Source organism: Streptomyces sp. NPDC058691, from assembly GCF_042714775.1.
Classification (GTDB): domain Bacteria; phylum Actinomycetota; class Actinomycetes; order Streptomycetales; family Streptomycetaceae; genus Actinacidiphila.
The window spans coordinates 24,409-45,042 of record NZ_JBHXSO010000038.1; the positions used below are offsets into that span (position 1 = coordinate 24,409).

At 70.9% G+C, this 20,634-nt stretch carries 17 protein-coding genes and 2 riboswitches; of the genes, 8 read left to right on the forward strand and 9 right to left on the reverse strand.

What is annotated here, in order from left to right; all coding sequences use genetic code 11:
- Positions 1-85 precede the first annotated feature (85 nt).
- From ACFWVC_RS25205 to ACFWVC_RS25215, 3 genes are read right to left on the reverse strand one after another with little or no spacing between them, the layout of a single operon-like run.
- A complete protein-coding gene (locus ACFWVC_RS25205) occupies positions 86-880 on the reverse strand; it encodes a ferritin-like domain-containing protein (protein WP_384290386.1) in 795 nt (264 codons plus the stop codon).
- A complete protein-coding gene (locus ACFWVC_RS25210; protein WP_384290500.1) occupies positions 880-3,192 on the reverse strand; it encodes an SDR family oxidoreductase in 2,313 nt (770 codons plus the stop codon). The genes ACFWVC_RS25205 and ACFWVC_RS25210 overlap by 1 nt, the downstream gene beginning before the upstream one ends.
- On the reverse strand, positions 3,192-4,019 hold the full coding sequence (locus ACFWVC_RS25215) for a hypothetical protein (RefSeq protein ID WP_384290388.1): 828 nt from the start codon (positions 4,017-4,019) through the stop codon (positions 3,192-3,194). The genes ACFWVC_RS25210 and ACFWVC_RS25215 overlap by 1 nt, the downstream gene beginning before the upstream one ends.
- 256 nt (positions 4,020-4,275) lie before the next feature.
- Between ACFWVC_RS25215 and ACFWVC_RS25220 the strand changes: the two genes are divergently transcribed.
- The 3 genes from ACFWVC_RS25220 to ACFWVC_RS25230 are packed head-to-tail and all read left to right on the forward strand — an operon-like array spanning position 4,276 to position 7,534.
- A complete protein-coding gene (locus ACFWVC_RS25220; RefSeq protein ID WP_384290390.1) occupies positions 4,276-5,067 on the forward strand; it encodes an SDR family NAD(P)-dependent oxidoreductase in 792 nt (263 codons plus the stop codon).
- Between the two features lie 43 nt (positions 5,068-5,110).
- The gene (locus ACFWVC_RS25225; RefSeq protein WP_384290392.1) at positions 5,111-5,818 is read left to right on the forward strand and encodes a lysophospholipid acyltransferase family protein; all 708 of its coding nucleotides are present in this window, start codon (positions 5,111-5,113) and stop codon (positions 5,816-5,818) included.
- A gap of 12 nt (positions 5,819-5,830) precedes the next feature.
- Positions 5,831-7,534 carry an FAD-binding oxidoreductase gene (locus tag ACFWVC_RS25230; protein ID WP_384290394.1) on the forward strand — a complete coding sequence of 568 codons (1,704 nt, stop codon included), beginning with the start codon at positions 5,831-5,833 and terminating at the stop codon, positions 7,532-7,534.
- Between the two features lie 72 nt (positions 7,535-7,606).
- Here ACFWVC_RS25230 and ACFWVC_RS25235 read toward each other — a convergent pair whose 3' ends face one another.
- The 4 genes from ACFWVC_RS25235 to gcvT form a co-directional block, all read right to left on the reverse strand.
- Positions 7,607-8,989 (reverse strand): L-serine ammonia-lyase, encoded by a 1,383-nt coding sequence (locus tag ACFWVC_RS25235; RefSeq protein ID WP_384290396.1) that lies wholly within the window; start codon positions 8,987-8,989, stop codon positions 7,607-7,609.
- 155 nt (positions 8,990-9,144) lie between these two features.
- Complete coding sequence (gene glyA, locus ACFWVC_RS25240) at positions 9,145-10,416, reverse strand: serine hydroxymethyltransferase (protein WP_384290399.1); 1,272 nt, start codon at positions 10,414-10,416, stop codon at positions 9,145-9,147.
- 64 nt (positions 10,417-10,480) lie between these two features.
- Entirely contained in the window at positions 10,481-10,861 is a 381-nt protein-coding gene (gene gcvH / locus ACFWVC_RS25245; protein ID WP_319659863.1) for a glycine cleavage system protein GcvH, read from the reverse strand.
- Positions 10,862-10,948: 87 nt separating this feature from the next.
- Positions 10,949-12,061 carry a glycine cleavage system aminomethyltransferase GcvT gene (gcvT, locus tag ACFWVC_RS25250; RefSeq protein WP_384290402.1) on the reverse strand — a complete coding sequence of 371 codons (1,113 nt, stop codon included), beginning with the start codon at positions 12,059-12,061 and terminating at the stop codon, positions 10,949-10,951.
- A gap of 58 nt (positions 12,062-12,119) precedes the next feature.
- Positions 12,120-12,245: riboswitch (glycine riboswitch) on the reverse strand.
- A 1-nt stretch (position 12,246) separates the two neighbouring features.
- Positions 12,247-12,349: riboswitch (glycine riboswitch) on the reverse strand.
- Between the two features lie 172 nt (positions 12,350-12,521).
- On the opposite strand from gcvT, the gene ACFWVC_RS25255 reads away from it, so the two are divergent.
- Positions 12,522-13,211 (forward strand): AAA family ATPase, encoded by a 690-nt coding sequence (locus tag ACFWVC_RS25255; protein WP_384290404.1) that lies wholly within the window; start codon positions 12,522-12,524, stop codon positions 13,209-13,211.
- 49 nt (positions 13,212-13,260) lie between these two features.
- Here the strand turns inward: ACFWVC_RS25255 and ACFWVC_RS25260 are convergent, their stop codons facing one another.
- Positions 13,261-14,016, reverse strand: coding sequence for a hypothetical protein (locus ACFWVC_RS25260; RefSeq protein WP_384290406.1), 756 nt, complete (start codon positions 14,014-14,016; stop codon positions 13,261-13,263).
- A 184-nt stretch (positions 14,017-14,200) separates the two neighbouring features.
- Here ACFWVC_RS25260 and ACFWVC_RS25265 point away from each other — a divergent pair, with 184 nt between their 5' ends.
- Positions 14,201-14,992 (forward strand): enhanced serine sensitivity protein SseB, encoded by a 792-nt coding sequence (locus ACFWVC_RS25265; RefSeq protein WP_384290408.1) that lies wholly within the window; start codon positions 14,201-14,203, stop codon positions 14,990-14,992.
- Between the two features lie 54 nt (positions 14,993-15,046).
- Positions 15,047-15,823, forward strand: a complete 777-nt coding sequence (locus ACFWVC_RS25270) for an enhanced serine sensitivity protein SseB C-terminal domain-containing protein (protein WP_384290409.1) — start codon at positions 15,047-15,049, stop codon at positions 15,821-15,823.
- Between the two features lie 54 nt (positions 15,824-15,877).
- Here ACFWVC_RS25270 and ACFWVC_RS25275 read toward each other — a convergent pair whose 3' ends face one another.
- On the reverse strand, positions 15,878-17,389 hold the full coding sequence (locus ACFWVC_RS25275) for a DUF885 family protein (RefSeq protein WP_384290411.1): 1,512 nt from the start codon (positions 17,387-17,389) through the stop codon (positions 15,878-15,880).
- A 324-nt stretch (positions 17,390-17,713) separates the two neighbouring features.
- Here ACFWVC_RS25275 and ACFWVC_RS25280 point away from each other — a divergent pair, with 324 nt between their 5' ends.
- Entirely contained in the window at positions 17,714-18,706 is a 993-nt protein-coding gene (locus ACFWVC_RS25280; RefSeq protein ID WP_384290413.1) for an ABC transporter permease, read from the forward strand.
- Positions 18,707-18,857: 151 nt separating this feature from the next.
- A complete protein-coding gene (locus tag ACFWVC_RS25285) occupies positions 18,858-20,579 on the forward strand; it encodes an ABC transporter substrate-binding protein (protein WP_384290416.1) in 1,722 nt (573 codons plus the stop codon).
- Positions 20,580-20,634: the final 55 nt, after the last annotated feature.

A 20,634-nucleotide genomic window follows, 5' to 3' on the forward strand; every position in this document is an offset into this window, starting at 1 on the left:
GGCTCACCGCCACCGGCGAACGGCCCCTCGGGGCGAACCGTCACGGTTCGCCCGGAGGGGCCGTCGGCGTGTGCGGCGCGGCCGTTCAGGCGGCGATGCCGCGCTTGTCCATGGAGTCCTCGACGATGCGCAGCCCCTCCATACCGGGCAACTTCGCGATGTGCGAGTCGATGTCGCGGATGAGCCTGCGGCCCTCGGCGCCCGCGAAGAGGTGGGTCATGACATGCGTGACCTCGCTCTCGGACATGACGCCCGAGCCGACCGGGCCCCAGGCCTTCTCGAGCGCGAACCGGGCGACCACGCGGGCCTTCTTGCTCGCCGCGAGCCGGTCACGCGCCTGCGACGCGTAGAACGCGACGTGCTTCGTCTCCTGCTGCGCGATCCGCTTCAGCAGCGGCACCAGCACCGGGTGGCTCTCCAGCGTGGCCAGCCGGTGGTACGCCGCGTTGGCCGACCACTCGTTCGCCGCACCCCACGCCATGTGCACGGCGACGAAGTCGTTTCCGATGAGGCGGCTCATCGCCGTCTGCTTCACCGTCCCGAGGCGGTCCTTCCAGCCGAGCTTCAGACGGGTCGCCTTGAGAGCGTCGAAGTCGACTCGGATGCCGTGGCGTTCGAGCACGGCCGCGAGTGCTTCGCCGTGCCAGAACTCCTCGCGGTTCCACATCGTCATGAAAGCGCCCACCGCGGGCTCGTTGTGAGACGGGGTCGTCAGCAGATCACGCATGTAGCAGACCGTGTGGTACTCGATGTCGCACATGTAGCGCAGCGTGCGCAGCGTCCCCTCGGGAAGCGGGTCGCGCTCGAACGCGTCGAAGTCGAGGTCGGCCCACTGCACGCCGGTGGAGTTCTCCGCGTACTTGTCTATGTCGAAAGCCATCAGTCACTCTTCTCGTCGGTGCGCGCCGGGATCGTCGCCCGGGCAGCGATGACCTCGCTGCGTACCCCCGAACCCCCGCTCTTCCAGCGGTGGATGTCCCAGTTCCTCCTGTGCGACTCGCGCGCCAGGCCGGCGTCGGGGTTGATCGCCGAGGGCTTGCCCAGCAGCGCCAGCCACGGCAGGTCGCAGTGGCTGTCGCCGTAGCCGTAGGAGGCGGCGAGGTCGTAGCCGCCCTCCTCGGCGTACCGCACAAGCCACGCGGCCCTGGCCTCGTCCACGAGCGGGGGCCTGTCGAGGTAGCCGGTGAGTACACCGTCCTTCATGTGCATGGAGCTCCCGACGACCTCGTCGAACAGGCCGGCCAGCGGAGCGGCGAGCAGGCCGATGGAGCCGGTGACCAGGACGGTGCGGTGACCCGCCGCCCGGTGCTCGCGGATGCGCGCCAGGGCGTCCGCGCTCGTGTGCCGCAGCATCGTGTCGGCGTAGCCGCGCCGCACGGCCTCCTCGAGACGGGCGACGGGCATGCCGCGGTAGCGGCGCAGGAACGCGCGGATGAACTCGCCGCGGTCGCGCTTCTCTGCGCGGAGGTGGCCCGGCAGCGAGGCGAGCAGGTGCGCGACCTCCTTCGGCCAGGCCGCCTTGCGGAAGCCCGCGGTACGCACCCAGAGGTACTGCTCGACGATGTTGGAGTCGACGACGGTCCGCTCCAGGTCGAAGACGGCGAGCACGTCGGTGCGTTGCGGCAGCCCGGGTGTCGGGCGGGCGTTCGCCGGCCCGGCCGCCGCGGCCTTACGGCGGCGGTGGACCGCCGTCAGCTCGCTCAGGGAGGGGAGGTGCACCTTCTGCAGGTACTCCTCCCAGTCGATCCGCTCCACATCGAAGCCACGGTCCTCGCGCGCCTCGGCCGGAAGGGCGTTGTGCAGCGCGCGGGCGTTGCGGTCGTCGAAGATGATCTCGGTCCGCACATACGCGCGGTAGAGGTCGGTGAAGTTGCGCAGGGTGGCGATGCCGGCGCGCAGCTTGGCGTTCTCGGCCGCCAGAGCGCGCTTGCGCTCGTCGTTCGGCATCAGCCGCAGACCGGCGTCCCACAGGTCGGCCTTCTTCTTCGCCAGCGAAAGACGCCGGTTGAACGTGCGCTCGCCGGCGAACTTCCAGGTCGGCACCGTGACGAAACCGTCGTCCTTGGGCAGCGGGTGCTGCGTGTAGTAGTCGCGCACGTTCTCGTACATGCGGTGGAAGGGCAGCGGATTGGACGCGCCCGAGGCGATGTGGAAGTACTCCGGCTCGTCGGCAGGGGCCGGGTTCGCCGCCGCGGCGAGGATGGCGTTGACGACGAAGTCGACGGGGATGACGTCGAGGATCGAGTCGGGCAGCCCAGGGAAGTCCGGCAGCTGACCGCGGCCGTAGGCGAAGATCAGTGGATCGGCGACCTTGAAGCCGTCGATCCAGCCGGGGAACGGATGCCGCAGGGCGCTTTCGATGATCGCCGGCCGGACCACGGAGAGCCGGTGCCCGGCCTCGCCCCAGAGGTCTTCCGCGGCACGTTCCGCGAGTGCCTTCGTCAGCGTGTAGACGTCGGTCCACCCCAGGCTCTGGGCGCGCCGCCGGCCGGCGTCGACGAGGTGGGAACGCACCCACTCGCGCCGCGCGTCCTCGCTCGCGCGGGCCGCCGCGATCGGGCCCTCCTTGCCGTGGTCGCCGCGGGCGCGGGACATGAACCGTTCGAGCCGCGCGGGTTCCCGCGAGGCGAGTTCGGTGCGCTCGTGGGCCTGTGTCGCGGAGCGCCACTCGGTGCGCCAGTCGACGTCGTGGCCGAGTTTGGCCTCGGACACCACACCGCGCCGCAGTCCCCCGACGTAGCAGGTCGACACGTGGACGACGTGCGGGTCCGATCCGGAGGCGAGCAGGGCCTGGTAGAGGCTCACGGCGCCGTTGACGTTCGTGTCGAACGCCTCGTGGACGGGAGGGTCGAACGAGACGACCGACGCCGAGTGGATCACCACGTCGAGGTGCGAGGGCAGCTCGGGAATGCCGGTCATGCTGCCGTCGAGCACGGTGATCCGCTCACCGGCGATCCGCTCGGCCTCCTCGGCCCCCACGGCATCCCGCCAGCGCTCGAACACGGGTTTGCGCAGAAGCCGCCGGAGCCGGTCCTGCCCGGTCTGGCTGCCCTTCCCGCGCACGAGGAGCCAGATGTGGGTGGCGGGGTGGTCGGTGAGCAGCCGCTCGAGCACGGCCTGCCCGACGAAGCCGGTCACGCCGGTGAGCAGGACGTGCGCGTCCCCGAGTTCGGTCTTCGCACTGTGCGGCATCACGGAAGGAGCCTCGATTCCACGGTGGACGCGACACCGGGACCGATGCCGGGGAGCGCGGCGACCATCGCGCGGATACGGCCCGCCTCGGCCCGTCCGCGCCGGTCGCCGAAGACCTGGCGTTCGAAGAAGGCGCGCTCGTGCCGGGAGCGACCGACCGAGCCGAGCGGCCAGGCGGAGTGCCGCAGGGCGCGGCGGGTGATGCGCTGGGCGCGGACCGAGCGCGCGAGCCGCAGCTCCGACTCCTCGGCCAGGAAGCGGATGTGACGCTGCTTGATCTCCACCACCGGGTCGATGACCGCCGCCATGGCGGGGGACACCCCGGCCAGACGCCGGTAGGCCGCCTGTGTGATCCATTCGTCCACGAGGCCCGTCGTCACGTGTGCGGCGACGATCTGCGTGCCGGTGACGTTGGCGATGAGGGAGCGGCGGATCGGGCCGCGGCGCTCGCGGCGCTCCGCCAGCACCCACCGGGCCGGGCCGGCGCTCGAAGGCAGGCCCCGGGCGGCGGGAGAGGCGTCCAGGACGGCGTCGAGGGCGTCGGCGATCCAGAACCTCTCGAACATCCACGTGGTGAGGAACGCGGTGACCCGGGCGTCCTTGTGTGTCGCCGTCACGAGGAGATCGCGCACGCGGTGCAGCGTCGTGCGCTCCATGTCGCGCAGCGCGCGGACGAGCCGGACGGATGCGGCGTCGAGCGGCTCCTCGGCGAGCGACCCGAGGTCGAGCCTTCCGCGGTGGCTGCCGTGCGCCGTACGGGCGAACTCACGCACGTCGAAGCCCGCTGTCTCGGGCGGCGCGGTGCTCGCCTCGTCGTTTGAGTTCATGCGCGGGCTTTCTGGGACCGGAGTGGGGGGCAACTCTGCACAGGCCCCGGAACGTGCGAAAGGCAGTCGGGGGCCATCACGTGAGACCGGGCAACCGGCTGATGTGTGACAGCCCCGCGATTCCCGGGTCGGCATGAGCGTGTGCGAAAGCCCGTGTCACAGGATCGGCGTATGCCCGGTCGAAGGAAGGAGCCGAGAAACGAGAGGTGCGTCATGCGCGAGGAGTTCGTATGCCGAGCAGATGGCATGTGAAACCATGCTGAGCCGTACCGGAATCGCACTTGTCACCGGTGCCACGTCGGGTATCGGAGCGGCGTTCGCGCGCGCTCTGGCGGACCGTGGATGGGACCTGGTCCTGGTGGCGCGCGACAGGGAGCGGCTCGGCCGGATGGCGGTCGAGCTGGAATACCGCGGACGTGTCGTCGAGGTACTGCCCGCCGACCTGTCCGATCGCGCCGACGTCGTACGTGTCGCCGCCCGCCTGGAGGACCCCGTCCGCCCGGTGGACATGCTCGTGAACAACGCCGGATTCGGCGTCCACGCGTCGATGACCTCGGCCGACACCGCTCCGCACGACCGGGCGATCGAGGTCATGGGGCGCGCGGTGCTGGTGCTCGCCGGCGCCGCCGGGCGGACCATGCGCGAACGCGGGCACGGTGCGATCGTCAATGTGTCGAGCACGGCCGGCTTCGTCACGATGGGGAGCTATTCGGCCGTCAAGGCCTTCGTGACCTCGCTCACCGAGGGACTGGCGAACGAGCTGCACGGAACGGGCGTCACCGTGACGGCACTTTGTCCGGGCTGGGTCCGCACGGAATTCCACGACCGGGCCGGAATCCGGTCGTCGGGCATTCCGGACTTCCTCTGGCTCGACGCCGATCGACTCGTGCAGACGAGTCTGCGCGACGTGCGACGCGGACGGGTGATCTCCATGCCGAGTTTTCGGTACCGGCTGCTCATCTGGTTCACGCGTCATCTTCCGCGCCGCACCGTGCGCTGGATCTCGCGACGGATCTCGTCCGGCCGCAACCACAGTCCCACTCATTGAAAGAAGCAGTGCGGGCGAGCCAGCCCGCACCGGAAGGAAGCGGATGTCCGCGACGATGCGCGACCGTTTCACGTCACGCTCTCACGCCGCGGCGCGTTTCGTCGCGCAGCGGGGGTTGTTGAAGCCCGTCGTCTGGGGCGTGACCAGCGTCACGGTACTCGGGTGCGAGCACTTGGCGAACGTCGAGGACACGTATGTCGTCGTCGCCAATCACACCTCGCACCTCGACACGCCTCTCATCATGGGCGCGCTGCCCCGCCGGTTGGCGCGCTACCTCGCGGTGGGAGCCGCCGCCGACTACTTCTTCGACGTGTGGCGGCGGCGCGGCCTCACGGCTCTCTTCTTCAACGCCTTCCCGGTCGACCGCACCGGAGCGAACGCGCGCAGAGTCAGCGCCAGGGCCCTGCTGAACCGGGGAGTGCCGCTCCTGATCTTCCCCGAGGGCACCCGCTCGCGCGACGGATCGCTCGGGGCGTTCAAGCCCGGGGCGGCGGCGCTCGCCTCGTCGGCCGAGGTGCCGGTGCTCCCCGTCGCGGTCATCGGCGCGCACGCGGCGCATCCCCGCGGATCGAACTGGCCCAAACCGGGCCGCCTGCCGGTCGGCGTCGTCTTCGGCGAACCGCTCACCGCCTTTCCCGGAGAGCCGGTGAGCGAGTTCAGCGAGCGCATCCGCTCGGCGATCGCCACCCTGGCCGAGGAGAACTCCGACCGGATCCTCGGCGCGCATGCCACCTCACGTCGTCACATCTGAGGGAGACCGTCCGTGACCGAATCCACCTTCCGCACCGACGCGTTGCGCAACGGTGAGGTGAAACACATGAAGTGGTGGGGCTGGGGCGTGGAAGGCGTCGGCTTCCACCACGAGGACAAGCCCGGTTTCGCGCCGTTCGTGCACAAGGCCGTCGGTCTCGAACTCCGGGCGGGGGAGCGCACCGAAGGGCCCGACTTCTCGCGGTTGAAGGTGCCGGCCTCGACGGCACCCGAGGAGTTCGTCACGGTCCTGAGCGGCATCGTCGGCGCCGGGAACGCCGTCGTGGACGACCTGTCCCGGGTCGTCCACACGTACGGCAAGAGCCTGCGTGACCTGGTCCGCCTCCGGGCCGGTGAGATCGCGCGCAGCCCCGACGTGGTGGTCTACCCGGCCGACGAGGATCAGGTGCAGCGCGTCATCGACGCGGCCGTCGCGGCGGACGCCGTGATCATCCCCTTCGGGGGCGGCAGCAACATCGCGGGCAGCCTGGAGCCGCATCCGGACGAGTCGCGGGTGGTCGTCTCGCTCGATCTCGGCCGCCTGGGCCGGGTGCTGGAGATCGACACCGACTCCGGCCTGGCGCGCGTCCAGGCCGGGGTGCTGGGTCCTGATCTGGAGGCCCAACTCAACGGGCACGGCTGGACGATGGGGCACTTCCCCGACTCGTTCACCCACTCCTCGCTCGGCGGGTGGGTCGCCACGCGCTCGTCCGGCATGCAGTCGGACAAGTACGGCGACATCGCGGACATCGTCAAGGGACTGCGGGTCGTGCGGCCCGGCGGCGTCCTCGTGATCCGTGCCGTGCCGAGCGCGTCGACCGGGCCGAGCGTGCGGGAGATGGTGGTGGGCTCCGAGGGGCGGCTCGGCGTCATCACCGAGGTCACGGTGCAGGTGCACCGGCTCCCCGAAAGGCGTGCCATCCACGCCTACTTCTTCAAGGACTTCGACCACGGCCTCGCCGCGATGCGGGAGATCGCCGAGAGCGACGTGACGCCCTCGGTCACCCGTGTCTCGGACGCGCACGAGACGGGCTTCTCCCTGGCGACGAGCAAGGAGTCCAAGGGCATCAAGAAGAAGGCACAGGCCGGTCTCATGGCGTATCTCAGGCGGCGCGGCTGGAACCTCGACGAGATGTGCCTGTCCTTCATCGGCTTCGAGGGCGACGAGGCGCACGCGAAGCTGCAGAAGTCGCTCGTCGACCGGATCGTGCGCAAGCACCACGGCATCGGCGTCGGCAAGGGGCCCGGTGCGCTCTACGACCAGAAGAAGTTCGACACCCCGTACATCCGGGACTTCCTGCTCGACCGCGGTGCCGCCGGCGACGTGAGCGAGACCGCCGGGCCGTGGTCGAAGCTGCGCGACATCCACACGGCGGTCTACGAGGCGGCCGACCGCGCCTACGAGAAGATCGGCCGCAAGGGCTGGACGATGTCGCACATGTCCCACTCGTACCACTCCGGGGCCTGTCTCTACTTCACCTTCGCCTTCGTGTTCGGCGACGAGGACCCGCTCGGCGAGTACGACACGGTCAAGCGCGCGATCCAGCAGGCGTTCATCGACGCCGGCGGCACGATCTCGCACCACCACGGGGTGGGCCTGGAGCACGCGCCGTGGCTGGAGGAGGACATCTCGCCGCAGGGCGTCGCCGTCATGTCCGGCCTCTTCGACGCCGTGGACCCGGGCGGCAACTTCAACCCGCGCAAGATCGTGGTCTGAGCGCGGCCGCGCGGGCAAAGCAGGCCCCGACAGCGCCGAAGGGTACGAACGCGCCGGCCGGGGCCTGCTCTTCTAGCACTCGATGACGTTCACCGCGAGCCCGCCCCGCGCCGTCTCCTTGTACTTGACCTTCATGTCGGCCCCGGTCTCCTTCATGGTCTTGATGACCTTGTCGAGGGAGACGTGGTGCCGCCCGTCGCCCCGCATCGCCATCCGGGCCGCCGTGACGGCCTTGACCGCGGCCATGCCGTTGCGCTCGATGCAGGGGATCTGGACAAGGCCGCCGACGGGGTCGCAGGTGAGGCCGAGGTTGTGCTCCATGCCGATCTCGGCGGCGTTCTCGACCTTCTCCGGCCCGCCGCCGAGGACCTCGGCGAGGCCGCCCGCGGCCATGGAGCAGGCGGAGCCGACCTCGCCCTGGCAGCCGACCTCGGCGCCGGAGATGGAGGCGTTCTCCTTGAACAGCATGCCGATCGCGCCGGCGGCGAGCAGGAAGCGGACGACGCCGTCCTCCTTCTCGGCCTGCGTCGACCGCCCGGCCACGAAGTTCACGTAGTAGTGCAGCACGGCCGGGATGATGCCGGCGGCGCCGTTGGTCGGGGCGGTGACGACGCGGCCGCCGGCGGCGTTCTCCTCGTTGACGGCCATGGCGTAGAGGGTGACCCACTCCATGGCGTGTTCGGCGGTGCCGCCCTCGGCGCGCAGCTGGCGGGCGGTGGCGGAGGCGCGGCGGCGGACCTTGAGGCCGCCGGGGAGGATGCCCTCGCGGGTGAGGCCGGCGTTCACGCAGTCCTGCATGACGCCCCAGATCTCCAGCAGGCCCGCGCGGATCTCGGCCTCCGAGCGCCAGGCCTTCTCGTTCTCCAGCATCAGGCCGGAGATGGACAGGCCGGTCTCGCGGGTGAGGCGCAGCAGCTCGTCGCCGGTGCGGAAGGGGTACTTCAGCACGGTGTCGTCGAGCTTGATGCGGTCCTCGCCCACCGCGTCCTCGTCGACGACGAAGCCGCCGCCCACCGAGTAGTAGGTCTTCTCCAGTACGGGCACCCCGGCGTCGTCGTACGCGAAGAGCGTCATGCCGTTGGCGTGGTACGGCAGCGAGCGGCGCCGGTGCAGGACCAGGTCGGTGTCGGCGGAGAAGGGGATCTCGTGGGCGCCGAGCAGGTTGATGCGGCCGCTGCCGCGGATCAGCTCGACACGCTCGTCGGCGGTGTCCACGTCGACGGTGCGGGGGGAGTCGCCCTCCAGGCCCAGCAGGACCGCCTTCGGGGTGCCGTGGCCGTGGCCGGTGGCGCCGAGGGAGCCGAAGAGCTCGGCGCGCACCGAGGCGACGCCGGCCAGGAGTCCGTCGTTCTTCAGGCGCTGGGCGAACATCCGCGCGGCGCGCATCGGGCCCACGGTGTGCGAGCTGGACGGGCCTATGCCGATCGAGAAGAGGTCGAAGACGGAGATGGCCACGGTGAAGGACTCCTCGGGTTCGCGGACCCCGTTGTCCGCCGGGGGCCGGCGGGGTCGCCGCCGGGTGGTTCGGATCGCGCGCACGGGTGTTGCGCGCAAGGTCCAGTGTGCGGGACCGCCCGCCCGGGGCGGTCCCGCACAACGGGTGACGGTCGCTACTTCAGACCGGGGTACAGCGGGTGCTTCTCGGCGAGCGCGGTGACCCGGGCGCCGAGCGCCTTGGCCGTCTCCGCGTCGAAGCCCGGCTTCAGGGCTTCGGCCATGACCTCGGCGACCTCGCGGAAGTCCTCGGTGCCGAAGCCGCGGGTGGCGAGCGCCGGCGTGCCGACGCGCAGGCCGGAGGTGACCATCGGCGGGCGCGGGTCGTTCGGGACGGCGTTGCGGTTGACCGTGATGCCGATCTCGTGCAGCCGGTCCTCGGCCTGCCGGCCGTCCAGGTCGCTGTCGCGCAGGTCGACCAGGACCAGGTGCACGTCCGTGCCGCCGGACAGCACCGAGACGCCCGCCGCCGTGACGTCGGCCTGCGTCAGCCGCTCGGCGAGGATCTTCGCGCCCTCCAGGGTGCGGACCTGGCGGTCCTTGAACTCCTCGCTCGCCGCGATCTTGAAGGCGACCGCCTTCGCCGCGATGACGTGCTCCAGCGGGCCGCCCTGCTGGCCCGGGAAGACCGCCGAGTTGATCTTCTTGGCGAGTTCGGCCTTGCTGAGGATGACGCCGCCGCGCGGGCCGCCCAGCGTCTTGTGCGTGGTGGTGGTGACGACGTCCGCGTGCGGCACGGGGGAGGGGTGGAGCCCCGCCGCGACCAGGCCGGCGAAGTGCGCCATGTCGACCATCAGGTAGGCGCCGACCTCGTCGGCGATCCGCCGGAAGGCCGCGAAGTCCAGCTGCCGCGGGTAGGCGGACCAGCCGGCGATGATCAGCTTCGGCCGGGACTCCTTGGCGAGGCGCTCGACCTCGGCCATGTCGACCTGGCCGGTCTCGGCGTCCACGTGGTAGGCGACCACGTTGTAGAGCTTGCCGGAGAAGTTGATCTTCATGCCGTGGGTCAGGTGCCCGCCGTGGGCGAGGTTCAGGCCCAGGATCGTGTCACCGGGGTTCAGCAGCGCGAACATCGCGGCCGCGTTGGCCTGCGCGCCCGAGTGCGGCTGGACGTTGGCGTGCTCGGCGCCGAAGAGCGCCTTGACCCGGTCGATGGCCAGCTGTTCGACGACGTCGACGTGCTCGCAGCCGCCGTAGTAGCGGCGGCCGGGGTAGCCCTCGGCGTACTTGTTGGTCAGCACCGAGCCCTGGGCCTGGAGGACCGCGACCGGAGCGAAGTTCTCCGAGGCGATCATCTCCAGGGTGGACTGCTGGCGGTGCAGTTCGGCGTCGACGGCGGCGGCGACGTCGGGGTCGAGCTCGTGCAGGGAGCTGTTGAGAAGCGACATCTGGGGGATCATCCGTCCGGAGGTCGTGGTGGGCAGGGCGGGGCGGCGGGGTGCCGCGGCGGGGTCAGCTGCCGGTGAAGGCGGTGTACTCGTCGGCCGAGAGCAGGTCGGCGGGCTCCTCGGACACCTTCACCTTGAACAGCCAGCCGCCCTCGAAGGAGGCCGAGTTCACCAGGGAGGGGTCGTTGACGACGTCCTCGTTGACCTCGGTGACCTCGCCGGAGACGGGGGAGTACAGGTCGCTGACCGACTTGGTCGACTCCAGCTCGCCGCAGGTCTCACCCGCGGACACCGAGTCGCCGACCGTCGGGAGCTGGACGTAGACGACGTCGCCGAGGGCGTTCGCCGCGTGCTCGGTGATGCCCACCGAGGACACGCCGTCCGCGTCCGCGGCCGACAGCCACTCGTGCTCCTTGCTGTAGCGCAGCTGCTGGGGGTTGCTCATGGCGTGAATTCTCCTGGATGAGGGGATGTGCTGGTGAACGGCTGTCTTGACAGGTGGGACGGCTGTGCCCGGTGTGCGGGCGGGGCCTCAGCGCTGCCGCTTGTAGAACGGCAGGGCCACCACCTCGTACGGCTCATGCGTACCGCGGATGTCGACGCCCACACCGGAGGTGCCCGGCGCGGCGTGCTCGGCGTCCACGTAGGCCATCGCGATCGGCTTGCCCAGGGTCGGGGACGGGGCGCCCGAGGTGATCTCGCCGATCACGGCGCCGCCGGCCACCACCGGGTAGCCCGCCCGCGGGACCCGGCGGCCCTCGGCGACCAGGCCGACCAGCTTGCGCGGCGGCTCGGCCGCGGCGCGCTCCGCGGCGGCGGCCAGCGCCTGCCGGCCCACGAAGTCACCGGGCTTGTCGAACTTCACGACCCGGCCGAGACCGGCGTCGAACGGGGTGAGGGCGGTGGTCAGTTCGTGCCCGTACAGCGGCATGCCCGCCTCCAGGCGGAGCGTGTCCCGGCAGGACAGCCCGCAGGGCACCAGGCCGGCGTCCGCACCCGCGTCGGTGAGCGCCTGCCACAGCTTCTCCGCGTCGGCGGGGGCGACGAACAGCTCGAAGCCGTCCTCACCGGTGTACCCCGTGCGGGCGATCAGCGCCGAGACGCCGGCGACCGTGCCGGGCAGCCCGGCGTAGTACTTCAGGCCGTCGAGGTCGGCGTCGGTCAGCGACTTCAGGATGCCGGGGGACTCCGGGCCCTGGACGGCGATCAGCGCGTACGCGTCCCGGTCGTCGCGCACGGCGGCGTCGAAGCCGGCCGCGCGCTCGGTCACCGCGTCCAGGACCACCTGCGCGTTGGAGGCGTTGGCGACGACCATGTACTCCTGCTCGCCGAGCCGGTAGACGATCAGGTCGTCCAGGATGCCGCCGTCGGGGGCACAGATCATCGTGTAGCGCGCGCGGCCGACGGCCAGCGCGGAGATGTGGCCGACCAGCGCGTGGTCCAGCGCCTCGCCCGCGGCGGGGCCGGTGACCGTGATCTCGCCCATGTGGGACAGGTCGAACAGACCGGCCCGGGTCCGTACGGCGGTGTGCTCGTCGCGCTCGCTGGCGTACCGCAGCGGCATGTCCCAGCCCGCGAAGTCGGTCATGGTGGCACCGAGGGAACGGTGCAGGGCGTCCAGCGCGGTACGGCGGGGTTCACTCATCGGGCGGGCTCCCAAGGACATGGAAAGACAAGTCGGGCGATGACAGGAAGGGGGCTTGCCCTCCCCATCTGTCATCGGAACCTGAGAGGTTCACCTCGACCCTCCGTGCGGAGGAGCCCGGGTTTGCACCTTGGGTGGGGCGGCCGCCCCGTGACCGGGAGGGCTCGCCCGCTTTTCAGATGTGCCTCGGACGCGCGGTATCTGTGCCTGAGAGATTCAAGGGAGGACTTGCTCCTTCGGCGCCCCGCCCGCCGTGGCGGGAACGGGGAACTCTCCCGCGCGGCCTCGAACGGCCGATATGTGATTGAGGCCGCCATCATTGCACGGCCGCCCGGCCTTGTCTCGGCCGTGTCCCCGATGTCCCGGTCGGGTCCCGATCGTGTTGTCACCGCGTCGCTTCCCTGGGTAGGCGCATACCGAGGATTTACCATTTCTTGAAAGTCTCACCGGGAGGGCGACTGTGCGGTGGCAGAGTGCGTACGCGACGGCCGGGGCACCGGCCGCTCCCCGTCCGGCGGCCGTGCGGCCGGCGGTCCGTCCCCGAGGTGCGGTCCGCGCCGGGCGCTCGGTGCGCCCGAGCAGGCTGGTCGACCTGCGCGCGGGGCGCACCCGGGTACGCCGGCTGCGCTACCCGGCCGGTGACGTCCTGATCGTCTCCGGGCTCCCCGGCGGCGGCAAGAGCACCCTGATGCGCCGCGTCTCCGGTGACGCCTGGCTGATCGACTCCCAGGACGTGCGCGAGCGCTGGCAGGTACGGATGCCCCGCCTGCTCCCCTATGCCGTCTACCGCCCCCTGGTGCGGCTGGCGCACTACCTGGGGCTGTGGCGGGCCCTGCGTTCCGGCGCCGGCGTGGCCCTGCACGACTGCGGCACCCTGCCGTGGGTACGGGCCTGGGTCGGCCGGGAGGCGCGGCGCCGCGGCCGGGGGATGCACCTGGTGCTGCTCGACGTGCCCGTGGAGGCCGCCCTCGAGGGGCAGCGCGCGCGGGGGCGGGGGGTGTCGGCGTACGCCATGGCCCGGCATCAGCGGGCCTCACGGCTGCTGCTGCGCGCGGCCGAGGAGGGCCGGCTGCCGGCCGCCTGCACCTCGGCGGTGCTGCTGGACCGCGAAGCGGCCCGGCGGCTCGAGGCCATCGACTTCGACGGCTGAGCGGCCGGGCCGCCACGGTGGTGCGCCGATGGTGCGGTGATCGCGCGGACTACTGGACCTGCGAGAAGGGCGCCACAGGCATCTCGGGAGCCTGGGGAGCCGCGGCCGGGTCCTGGGGCGCCAGGGCCTCGGGAGCCTGCGGGTCCAGCGCCGACTGGTCGTCCAGCGGCAGCGTGATGGGAAGGGGAAGCGCACCGGTCAGCAGCTTCGGCACGGACAGCAGGAGCGCCTGCAGGTCGGCGACGACCCTGGTCACACCGGCGGTCACGCCCGCGAGGTCCTTGGCCAGGGCCGCCTTCAGCAGCGCGGCGACATCTGCCACCAGCGTGTCGAGCTGCTTCTGGACGTCGGACACGGGGTCCGCGGCGCGCTCGCTGCTGTCGGCGGGCAGCGCCACGTCGGCGAACTGCGGGTCGGTGGCGGGGCCGGCAGGGAACTGTGCCGCCGGGTCGATGCCGGACTGGTAGGTCTGCGACGGGTCGGCCGCGCCGGCCGCCTGGCCGACGACCGTGGACAGCTGCTGGGTCGCCTCCTCCAGGCCCTGGCGCAGCTCCTCGAGCTTCGCCGAGTCGGGAGCCTGGGCCTGGGCCTCCTGAGTGAGCTTCGCGCCGATCGACAGCGTGTCACCCAGCTTGGCGATGAGGTCGGCTCGGCCGGTCTCCGCCGCATCGGCGGCAGGCGCCAGGTGAACGGCCGTGATCCGGACCGGGGCGTGGGCACTCGCGACACCGCCGGTGAGGCCCATCGTCAGCGAACCGCAGACGGCGGCCGCTATGAGGGCGGAGGTGGTCCTGGTGATGCGCATATTGAGGAATCTCCCAAGTGAGGGTTTTGTCCTTGCCTGCCCCACCTTGTGAGAAGTCGTGACCCCTCGCAACCGGACGATCGCACGGTGTGACGGATCCGGGCCCGCGGGGGTCCCTCGGGCCCTGCTGCGGATAGGGTTTTGGGTGAGGGCACGACGACCGGATTTTGCGAGGCGAGACGCAGTGGACATCCCTGGGCAGCGGATACCCGACGGGTTCGCCCCGGCGTTCGCCGGCGGACAGGCCGCAGGCACCTGGCCCGCCAACGAACTCGAGGAGGTCCTCACCGCCGCCCTCGGCGATCCGGGCGCGACCGCCCGCGTCCTGGAGGTGCTCGGCCGCTCGGAGTTGTGGATCCCGCTGCCGGCCGGCGGCGGCCCCGGCAGCCCCGACCTGGACCTGCCCACCATCGAACTCGGCGGCGGCGCCTACGTCCCGGTGTTCAGCTCCGAGCAGCAGTTCCTCCACGCGGCGCAGGGCATGGACTTCGCCGTCGCCCCGGCGCGCGAGTTCGCCCGCGGACTGCCGCCCCAGGTCGGCATCGCCGTCAACCCCGGTGGCGCGGTGGGGATTCCGCTGCCGCCGCCCGCCGTGATGGAGCTGTGCCGCACCGACCGCGAGCCCGGCACGCCGACCGGGGCCCGGGTGCGGCTGTGGGAGCCCTCGCCGGACGAGGAGCCGGTGGAGTTCCTGGCCGCCGCCGCGGGCGAGTTCGCCGTCACCCCGGTCGTCCTCACCGCACGTCGCGCCCTGGCCAGCGTCGAGGGGGACCCGGCCGCGCTCTTCATCGGCGTCGAGCTCGACCGCTGGCAGGAGGAGGACCGCGTCGCCGCGATGACCGCGCTCGGCCGCGCGCTCGGCGCCGTCCCGGTGCCGTGGCAGGTCAGTCTCGTCCTTCTCGACGTCGCACAGGACCCCGTGGGGGACTGGATGATCGAGCGCGTGCGACCCTTCTTTGTCGGCACCGGCGCATAACCTTGGTCCGGCAGGCGAAGCAGCAGACGACGCAGAGGTGGAAGGGCGGGTCACGTGGTCGCGGGCGCGGGAGGGGACAGTGGGCTGGAGCATGCGCTCCGGCAGGTGACGCCCGGTAGGTTCGACGCGTACGAGACGTTGCTGCGGGCCCTCGCCGACGGCGAGGTCTGGATGCTGCTGTGGCAGGGCAGCCCCGGCGCCGCGGACGCGCAGTACGGCAACATGGAGGTGGGCGGCTACGGTTACGCCCCCTGCGTGACCTCCTCGCGCGAACTGGCCGCCAGCGGCTGGACCCGGGCGCACGAGGTCGTGTCCGGCCGTGAGATCGCCGCCTCCCTCTTCCCGGACCGCTGGGGCCTGTGGCTCAACCCGCACGCCCCCGGCGGCGGCGTCGGCGTCCCCTGGCTCGATCTGCGCCGGATCGGTCTCGGGCTGGACCATGCCCCCGCGGGACCGCTGCGGATAGCCGAGCCCGCACTCCAGATCCCCCAGTACTATGCCCTGTTGTCCCAGCAGGCCCACCGCAACCCCGCGGTGCGGTCCCTGCGGCGCGCGTGGGTCCAGCCGGCCGTCGGCGAGCCGTATCTCGCGATCGGCGTCGACCTCTACGACAGCGGCTCCCAGTCGGCCGAGACGGTGCGGCTGATGATGCAGTCCGCCCTCGCCGCGGTGCCCCAGGGACTGCCCGTCGCCGCCGTCGCCCTCGCCGACGAGTACGACCCCGTCGGCATGTGGATGCGGGCCGCCGCGCAGCCCTTCTACGACCGCGACGCGCACGCGGGCGGCGGTGCCGCGAGCGCCGTCCACGGCCGGGCGCCGCAGCGGTACTGAGCCGTCCGGGGACGGCTCGCGGGGGGTCTCCCCCCAAGCCGCCCCCGGGGCCCGTCAGATCACCGCGGAGATCAGTCCGAGCGGGGGGCTGCCCAGCTCCAGCAGGGACGTGTGGAACCGCTGCAGCGTGAAGTCCCGCCCCCACTCCTGGCGGGCCCGCTCCCGCAGCCGCATGATCTCCAACTTGCCCCAGGTGTAGCGCCCGTAGGCCGCGTCGAAGGTGCCCCTGCGGGCCTCCGAGGCGGCACCGGCGCGCGCGAGGCGGGCGTCGCGCATGAACCGGACTGTGGCCTCCTCCAGCGTCATGGCCCCCGTGTGCAGCCCGATGGCGCAGGCGAGCCGTGTGACGCGGACGAGCGCCTCCAGGGCGACGCCGATGGCGAAGCGGGGATCGCGGGAACGGAAGCCCTCCTCCAGGCAGACCTCCTCCACGTAGTGCGCCCAGCCCTCGCAGAAGGACAGGGAGTGCAGGACGCGCCGGACCTGGGTGGGCGCGTGCCGCAGGGCCCGGCCGTGGGCGAAGTGACCCGGCGCGACCTCGTGCACGGTGATCGCGGGCAGGCTGGTGCGGCTGAAGACCGACAGCCACTCCTCCCGCTCGTCCTCGGGCCAGTCCGGTTCCGGCGGGGTGACGTGGTACCAGGAGGCGCTGTCGGCCTCCTCGGGGGCGGCCCAGGTCATCATCGCCATGGACCAGCGCCGCGACGGCGGCGCGGGACCCACCAGGCAGTCCCCGTCGAGCCACGGCACCAGCCCCCGGCGCCGGGTGAACTCGATGACCTCCTCGGTGAGCCGGGCGGCCTCGGGGATCACCCCCTCCGCGTCGGGGTGGTCCGCGAGCAGACGCGGGATCAGTTCGTCGACGGTGAGCTCCGGGTCGAGCCGCCGGCAGGACTCCGCCAACAGCTCGGTGAGCCGGTCGCGTTCGCGCTCCGCCTCCTCCGCGAGCGCCGACAGGTCGACCGACAGGCCTTCTTGACTGCCCATCAGTGCCGCGAGAGCGTCACCGCCGAGCCGCGGGTCGGGATCGCCGGTCTCGGCGGCGCGGGCGATGTGGTCCACCAGGCGGCGGTGGGCGGCGAGCGCGGGGCCGGCCTCCGGCTCCTGGTCCGCGTCGAGGCCGGCGGCCAGACCGCGGACCGCCCCGAGCAGTGCCCCGGCGACGGGCGCGCTCACCCGGTCGAGGGACGCGACCGCCGCGTCCACGGCGTCCGGCCACTGCAGCAGATGACGCCTGCGGGCCTCGGCGAGCTCTTCCCGCGGCGCGTACTCCCGGTCGTAGGCGGTCAGTTCGAGGTTCGACAGATGGGGATAGGGGTCCCGCCGGTGCAGCTCCAGCTCGCCGTACTGGACCCTGAGGGTGTCCTCGAAGACCGACAGGTGCCGTTCGTCGTGTTCGTCCGGAAGCGCCGCTTCGCGGCGTCGCGCGTGGGCCAGCGCGGACAACCCGCGCCGCACGCCGTCCGGTGACAGGTCCTGTACCTGGCCGTCGTACTCGTGCAGTCCTGCCATCTCCCTGACCACGGGGACCATGAGGTCGCACACCGCGCGCAGCCGATCATTCATGGGTCCGACGGTAGCGAGTCGGCAACCCTCCCGGCGATCTGTCAACGCGCGTAACACTGCGGTAATAACGGACGAAGGGTCACCGCATCACGGTTGCGCATCGCTTCCCTGCCAGGTCTGGCGCCTGATCGATGCGCCGTTGAAGACTCACGCCTCAAGGCCGGCTCGCACGAGCCCTAACGATCCATCACGCGACCGACACACAGTCCAGCGCCACCGCACCACCATCAAGAGCTGCGCCCGACATGGTCGGTCCGCTCCGTCGACCCGGACGGACGGCCAGGCGAAGCCGGCCACCGCCGGCAGGGGGATGCACGAGGAGACATGACAGCACCGCTGCACGACACCGCTGAAACGGCCGTCGCCGACGTCGCCGCCGACATACCCGCGAAGGCGATCGAGGGCCGTTCGCCCGGTCGTATCGCATGGATGCGCCTCAAGCGCGACAAAGTGGCGCTGGCGGGCGGCGTCGTTGTCGTCCTCCTCGTCCTCGTCGCGATCTTCGCGCCCCTGATCGTGAGCGCGTTCGGCCATCCGCCGAACGACTTCCACGAGGACAAGATCGACCCGCTGTTCGGCACCCCCACGGGCAAGTGGGGCGGCATCAGCGGCGATTACCTCTTCGGGGTGGAGCCGGTCAACGGCCGCGACGTCTTCAGCCGCATCGTCTACGGAACGCAGATCTCCCTGCTGGTGGCGTTCCTGTCCGCCGTCGTGGCGGTCGTCCTCGGCACCTTCTTCGGCATCGTGGCCGGCTACTTCGGCGGCTGGGTCGACGCCGCCATCGGCCGCGTGATGGACGTCCTGCTGGCCTTCCCGCAGCTCCTGTTCATCATCTCCCTGGTCTCGGTCATGCCGAACTCGCTGCTCGGCTTCAGCGGCACCGGCGTTCGCATGGGCGTCCTGGTCGTGGTCATCGGCTTCTTCGGATGGCCGTACGTCGGGCGCATCGTCCGCGGCCAGACCCTGAGCCTGCGTGAACGCGAGTACGTCGACGCCGCACGCAGCCTGGGCGCCGGCCGCGGGTACATCCTCTTCCGCGAACTGCTGCCCAACCTGGTCGCGCCGATCACCGTCTACGCGACGTTGATGATCCCGACCAACATCCTCACCGAGGCCGCCCTGAGCTTCCTCGGGGTCGGCGTGAAGCCGCCCACCTCCTCATGGGGCCAGATGCTCTACAAGGCGCTGTCCTTCTACGAGACGGACCCGCTCTTCATGCTGATCCCGGGTCTGGCGATCTTCATCACCGTGCTCGCCTTCAACCTCTTCGGTGACGGCGTACGGGATGCGCTGGACCCGAAGGGCTCCCGTTAGCCCTTGCACACCCGCCCCTGCCGCTCACGTCAGGTGGCTTCTCACCGATAGGAACGCAGGTCCGCCGACGTGGCGGACCGCGAATCACGGAGGTTGCGAAAAAGTGATTTCCCCACGCTCATCGAGGCGCCTGGCCGCAGGGACGGCCGTCGTGGTCGCGACCCTGCTCGCCACCGCTGCTTGCGGCGGCGGCGGTGACAAGTCCGACGGCAACGCCGCCAAGGCTCCGGGCTTCAACGCGGCCGTCAACAAGGTCGCCAGCGTGTCCGACAAGAAGGGCGGCACGCTCAAGTTCGTCGGCACGCAGGATGCCGACTCCTGGGACCCGCAGCGTGGTTACTACGGCTTCATGTGGGACTTCAGCCGGTACTACACCCGCCAGCTGATCTCCTTCACGCCGGAGCCCGGCACGGCCAGCACCACGCTGAAGCCGGACCTGGCCACCGCCAACGCCAAGATCTCCGACGGCGGCAAGACCTACACCTACACGCTGAAGGACGGCCTGAAGTGGGAGGACGGCTCCGCGCTGACCTCCAAGGACGTCAAGTACGGCATCGAGCGCATCTGGGCCCAGGACGTCATCTCCGGCGGCCCGATCTACCTGCAGCAGGTGCTCGACCCCAAGGGTGAGTACAAGGGTCCCTACAAGGACACCTCGGCCGACAAGCTGGGCCTGAAGGCCATCGAGACCCCGGACGACAAGACCATCGTCTTCCACCTGCCGACGCCCAACAGCGACTTCGAGCAGATGCTGGCGATGCCGTCCGGCTCCCCGGTCCCGGCGGCCAAGGACACCGGCGCCAAGTACGGCCTCAAGCCGTTCTCCAGCGGCCCGTACAAGTTCGAGTCGTACACGCCGAACAAGTCGATGGTCCTGGTCCGCAACACCAACTGGAGCGCGTCCACCGACGACCTCCGCAAGGCGCTGCCGGACAAGATCACGGTTACGCTGACCACCAACGCCGACGACATGGACAAGCGTCTGATCAACGGCGACTACGACCTGGACCTCAACGCCACCGGCGTCGGTCAGGCCGCCCGCGCCGAGGTCCTCGGCAAGAACAAGGCCAACGCCGACAACCCGGACACGGGCTTCATCCGCTACGCGGTCTTCCCGACCACGGTCAAGCCGATGGACAACATCCACTGCCGCAAGGCGGTCATCCTCGCCGCCGACCACAAGTCGCTGCAGACCGCCCGCGGCGGCCCGCAGGCCGGCGGTGCGATCGCCCCGAACATGCTCCCGCTGGGCATCAAGGGCTCCGACGGCGCCTACGACCCGTACAACGTCCTGAAGGACACCACGGGCAACGTCGAGGAGGCCAAGAAGGAGCTCAAGGCCTGCGGCCAGCCGAACGGCTTCAAGACCACGATCGCGGTGCGCAACAACAAGCCGATCGAGGTCGCCACGGCCGAGTCGCTGCAGGAGTCGCTCAAGAAGGTCGGCATCACCACCGAGCTCGACGAGTTCGACGGTGCCCAGACCTCCGGCATCATCGGTGCCCCGAAGACGGTCAAGTCCAAGGGCTACGGCATCATCATCATGGGCTGGGGCGCCGACTTCCCGTCCGGTCAGGGCTTCCTCCAGCCGCTGGTCGACAGCCGGTTCATCCTTGAGAGCGGCAACAACAACTTCGCCGAGATCAAGGACAAGGCGATCGACGGCCTGTTCGACAAGGCGCTGCAGCAGACCGACCCCAACGCGGCGGCCGACGTCTACAAGCAGATCAACCAGAAGGTCTCCGAGGGCGCGTACTACCTGCCCTTCACCTTCGAGAAGAACATCATCTGGCGCAGCTCGCGCCTGACCAACGTCTACACGGCCGACGCGTACAACGGCCGCTACGACTACGCCTCGCTGGGCGTGCAGTAACAACTCTCGAATCGATCGAGTGCCACACCCGCTAGGCACGAAGGGCAGGTGATGG

Excerpts from the sequence above, each read along its gene's own strand:
- glyA (WP_384290399.1), bottom strand. The coding sequence starts at position 10,416 with ATGTCGCTTCTCAACAGCTCCCTGCACGAGCTCGACCCCGACGTCGCC.
- gcvT (WP_384290402.1), bottom strand. The coding sequence starts at position 12,061 with ATGAGTGAACCCCGCCGTACCGCGCTGGACGCCCTGCACCGTTCCCTC.
- ACFWVC_RS25260 (WP_384290406.1), bottom strand. The coding sequence starts at position 14,016 with ATGCGCATCACCAGGACCACCTCCGCCCTCATAGCGGCCGCCGTCTGC.
- ACFWVC_RS25225 (WP_384290392.1), top strand. The coding sequence starts at position 5,111 with ATGTCCGCGACGATGCGCGACCGTTTCACGTCACGCTCTCACGCCGCG.
- gcvH (WP_319659863.1), bottom strand. The coding sequence starts at position 10,861 with ATGAGCAACCCCCAGCAGCTGCGCTACAGCAAGGAGCACGAGTGGCTG.
- ACFWVC_RS25215 (WP_384290388.1), bottom strand. The coding sequence starts at position 4,019 with ATGAACTCAAACGACGAGGCGAGCACCGCGCCGCCCGAGACAGCGGGC.
- ACFWVC_RS25220 (WP_384290390.1), top strand. The coding sequence starts at position 4,276 with ATGCTGAGCCGTACCGGAATCGCACTTGTCACCGGTGCCACGTCGGGT.
- ACFWVC_RS25210 (WP_384290500.1), bottom strand. The coding sequence starts at position 3,192 with ATGCCGCACAGTGCGAAGACCGAACTCGGGGACGCGCACGTCCTGCTC.
- ACFWVC_RS25205 (WP_384290386.1), bottom strand. The coding sequence starts at position 880 with ATGGCTTTCGACATAGACAAGTACGCGGAGAACTCCACCGGCGTGCAG.
- ACFWVC_RS25275 (WP_384290411.1), bottom strand. The coding sequence starts at position 17,389 with ATGAATGATCGGCTGCGCGCGGTGTGCGACCTCATGGTCCCCGTGGTC.
- ACFWVC_RS25280 (WP_384290413.1), top strand. The coding sequence starts at position 17,714 with ATGACAGCACCGCTGCACGACACCGCTGAAACGGCCGTCGCCGACGTC.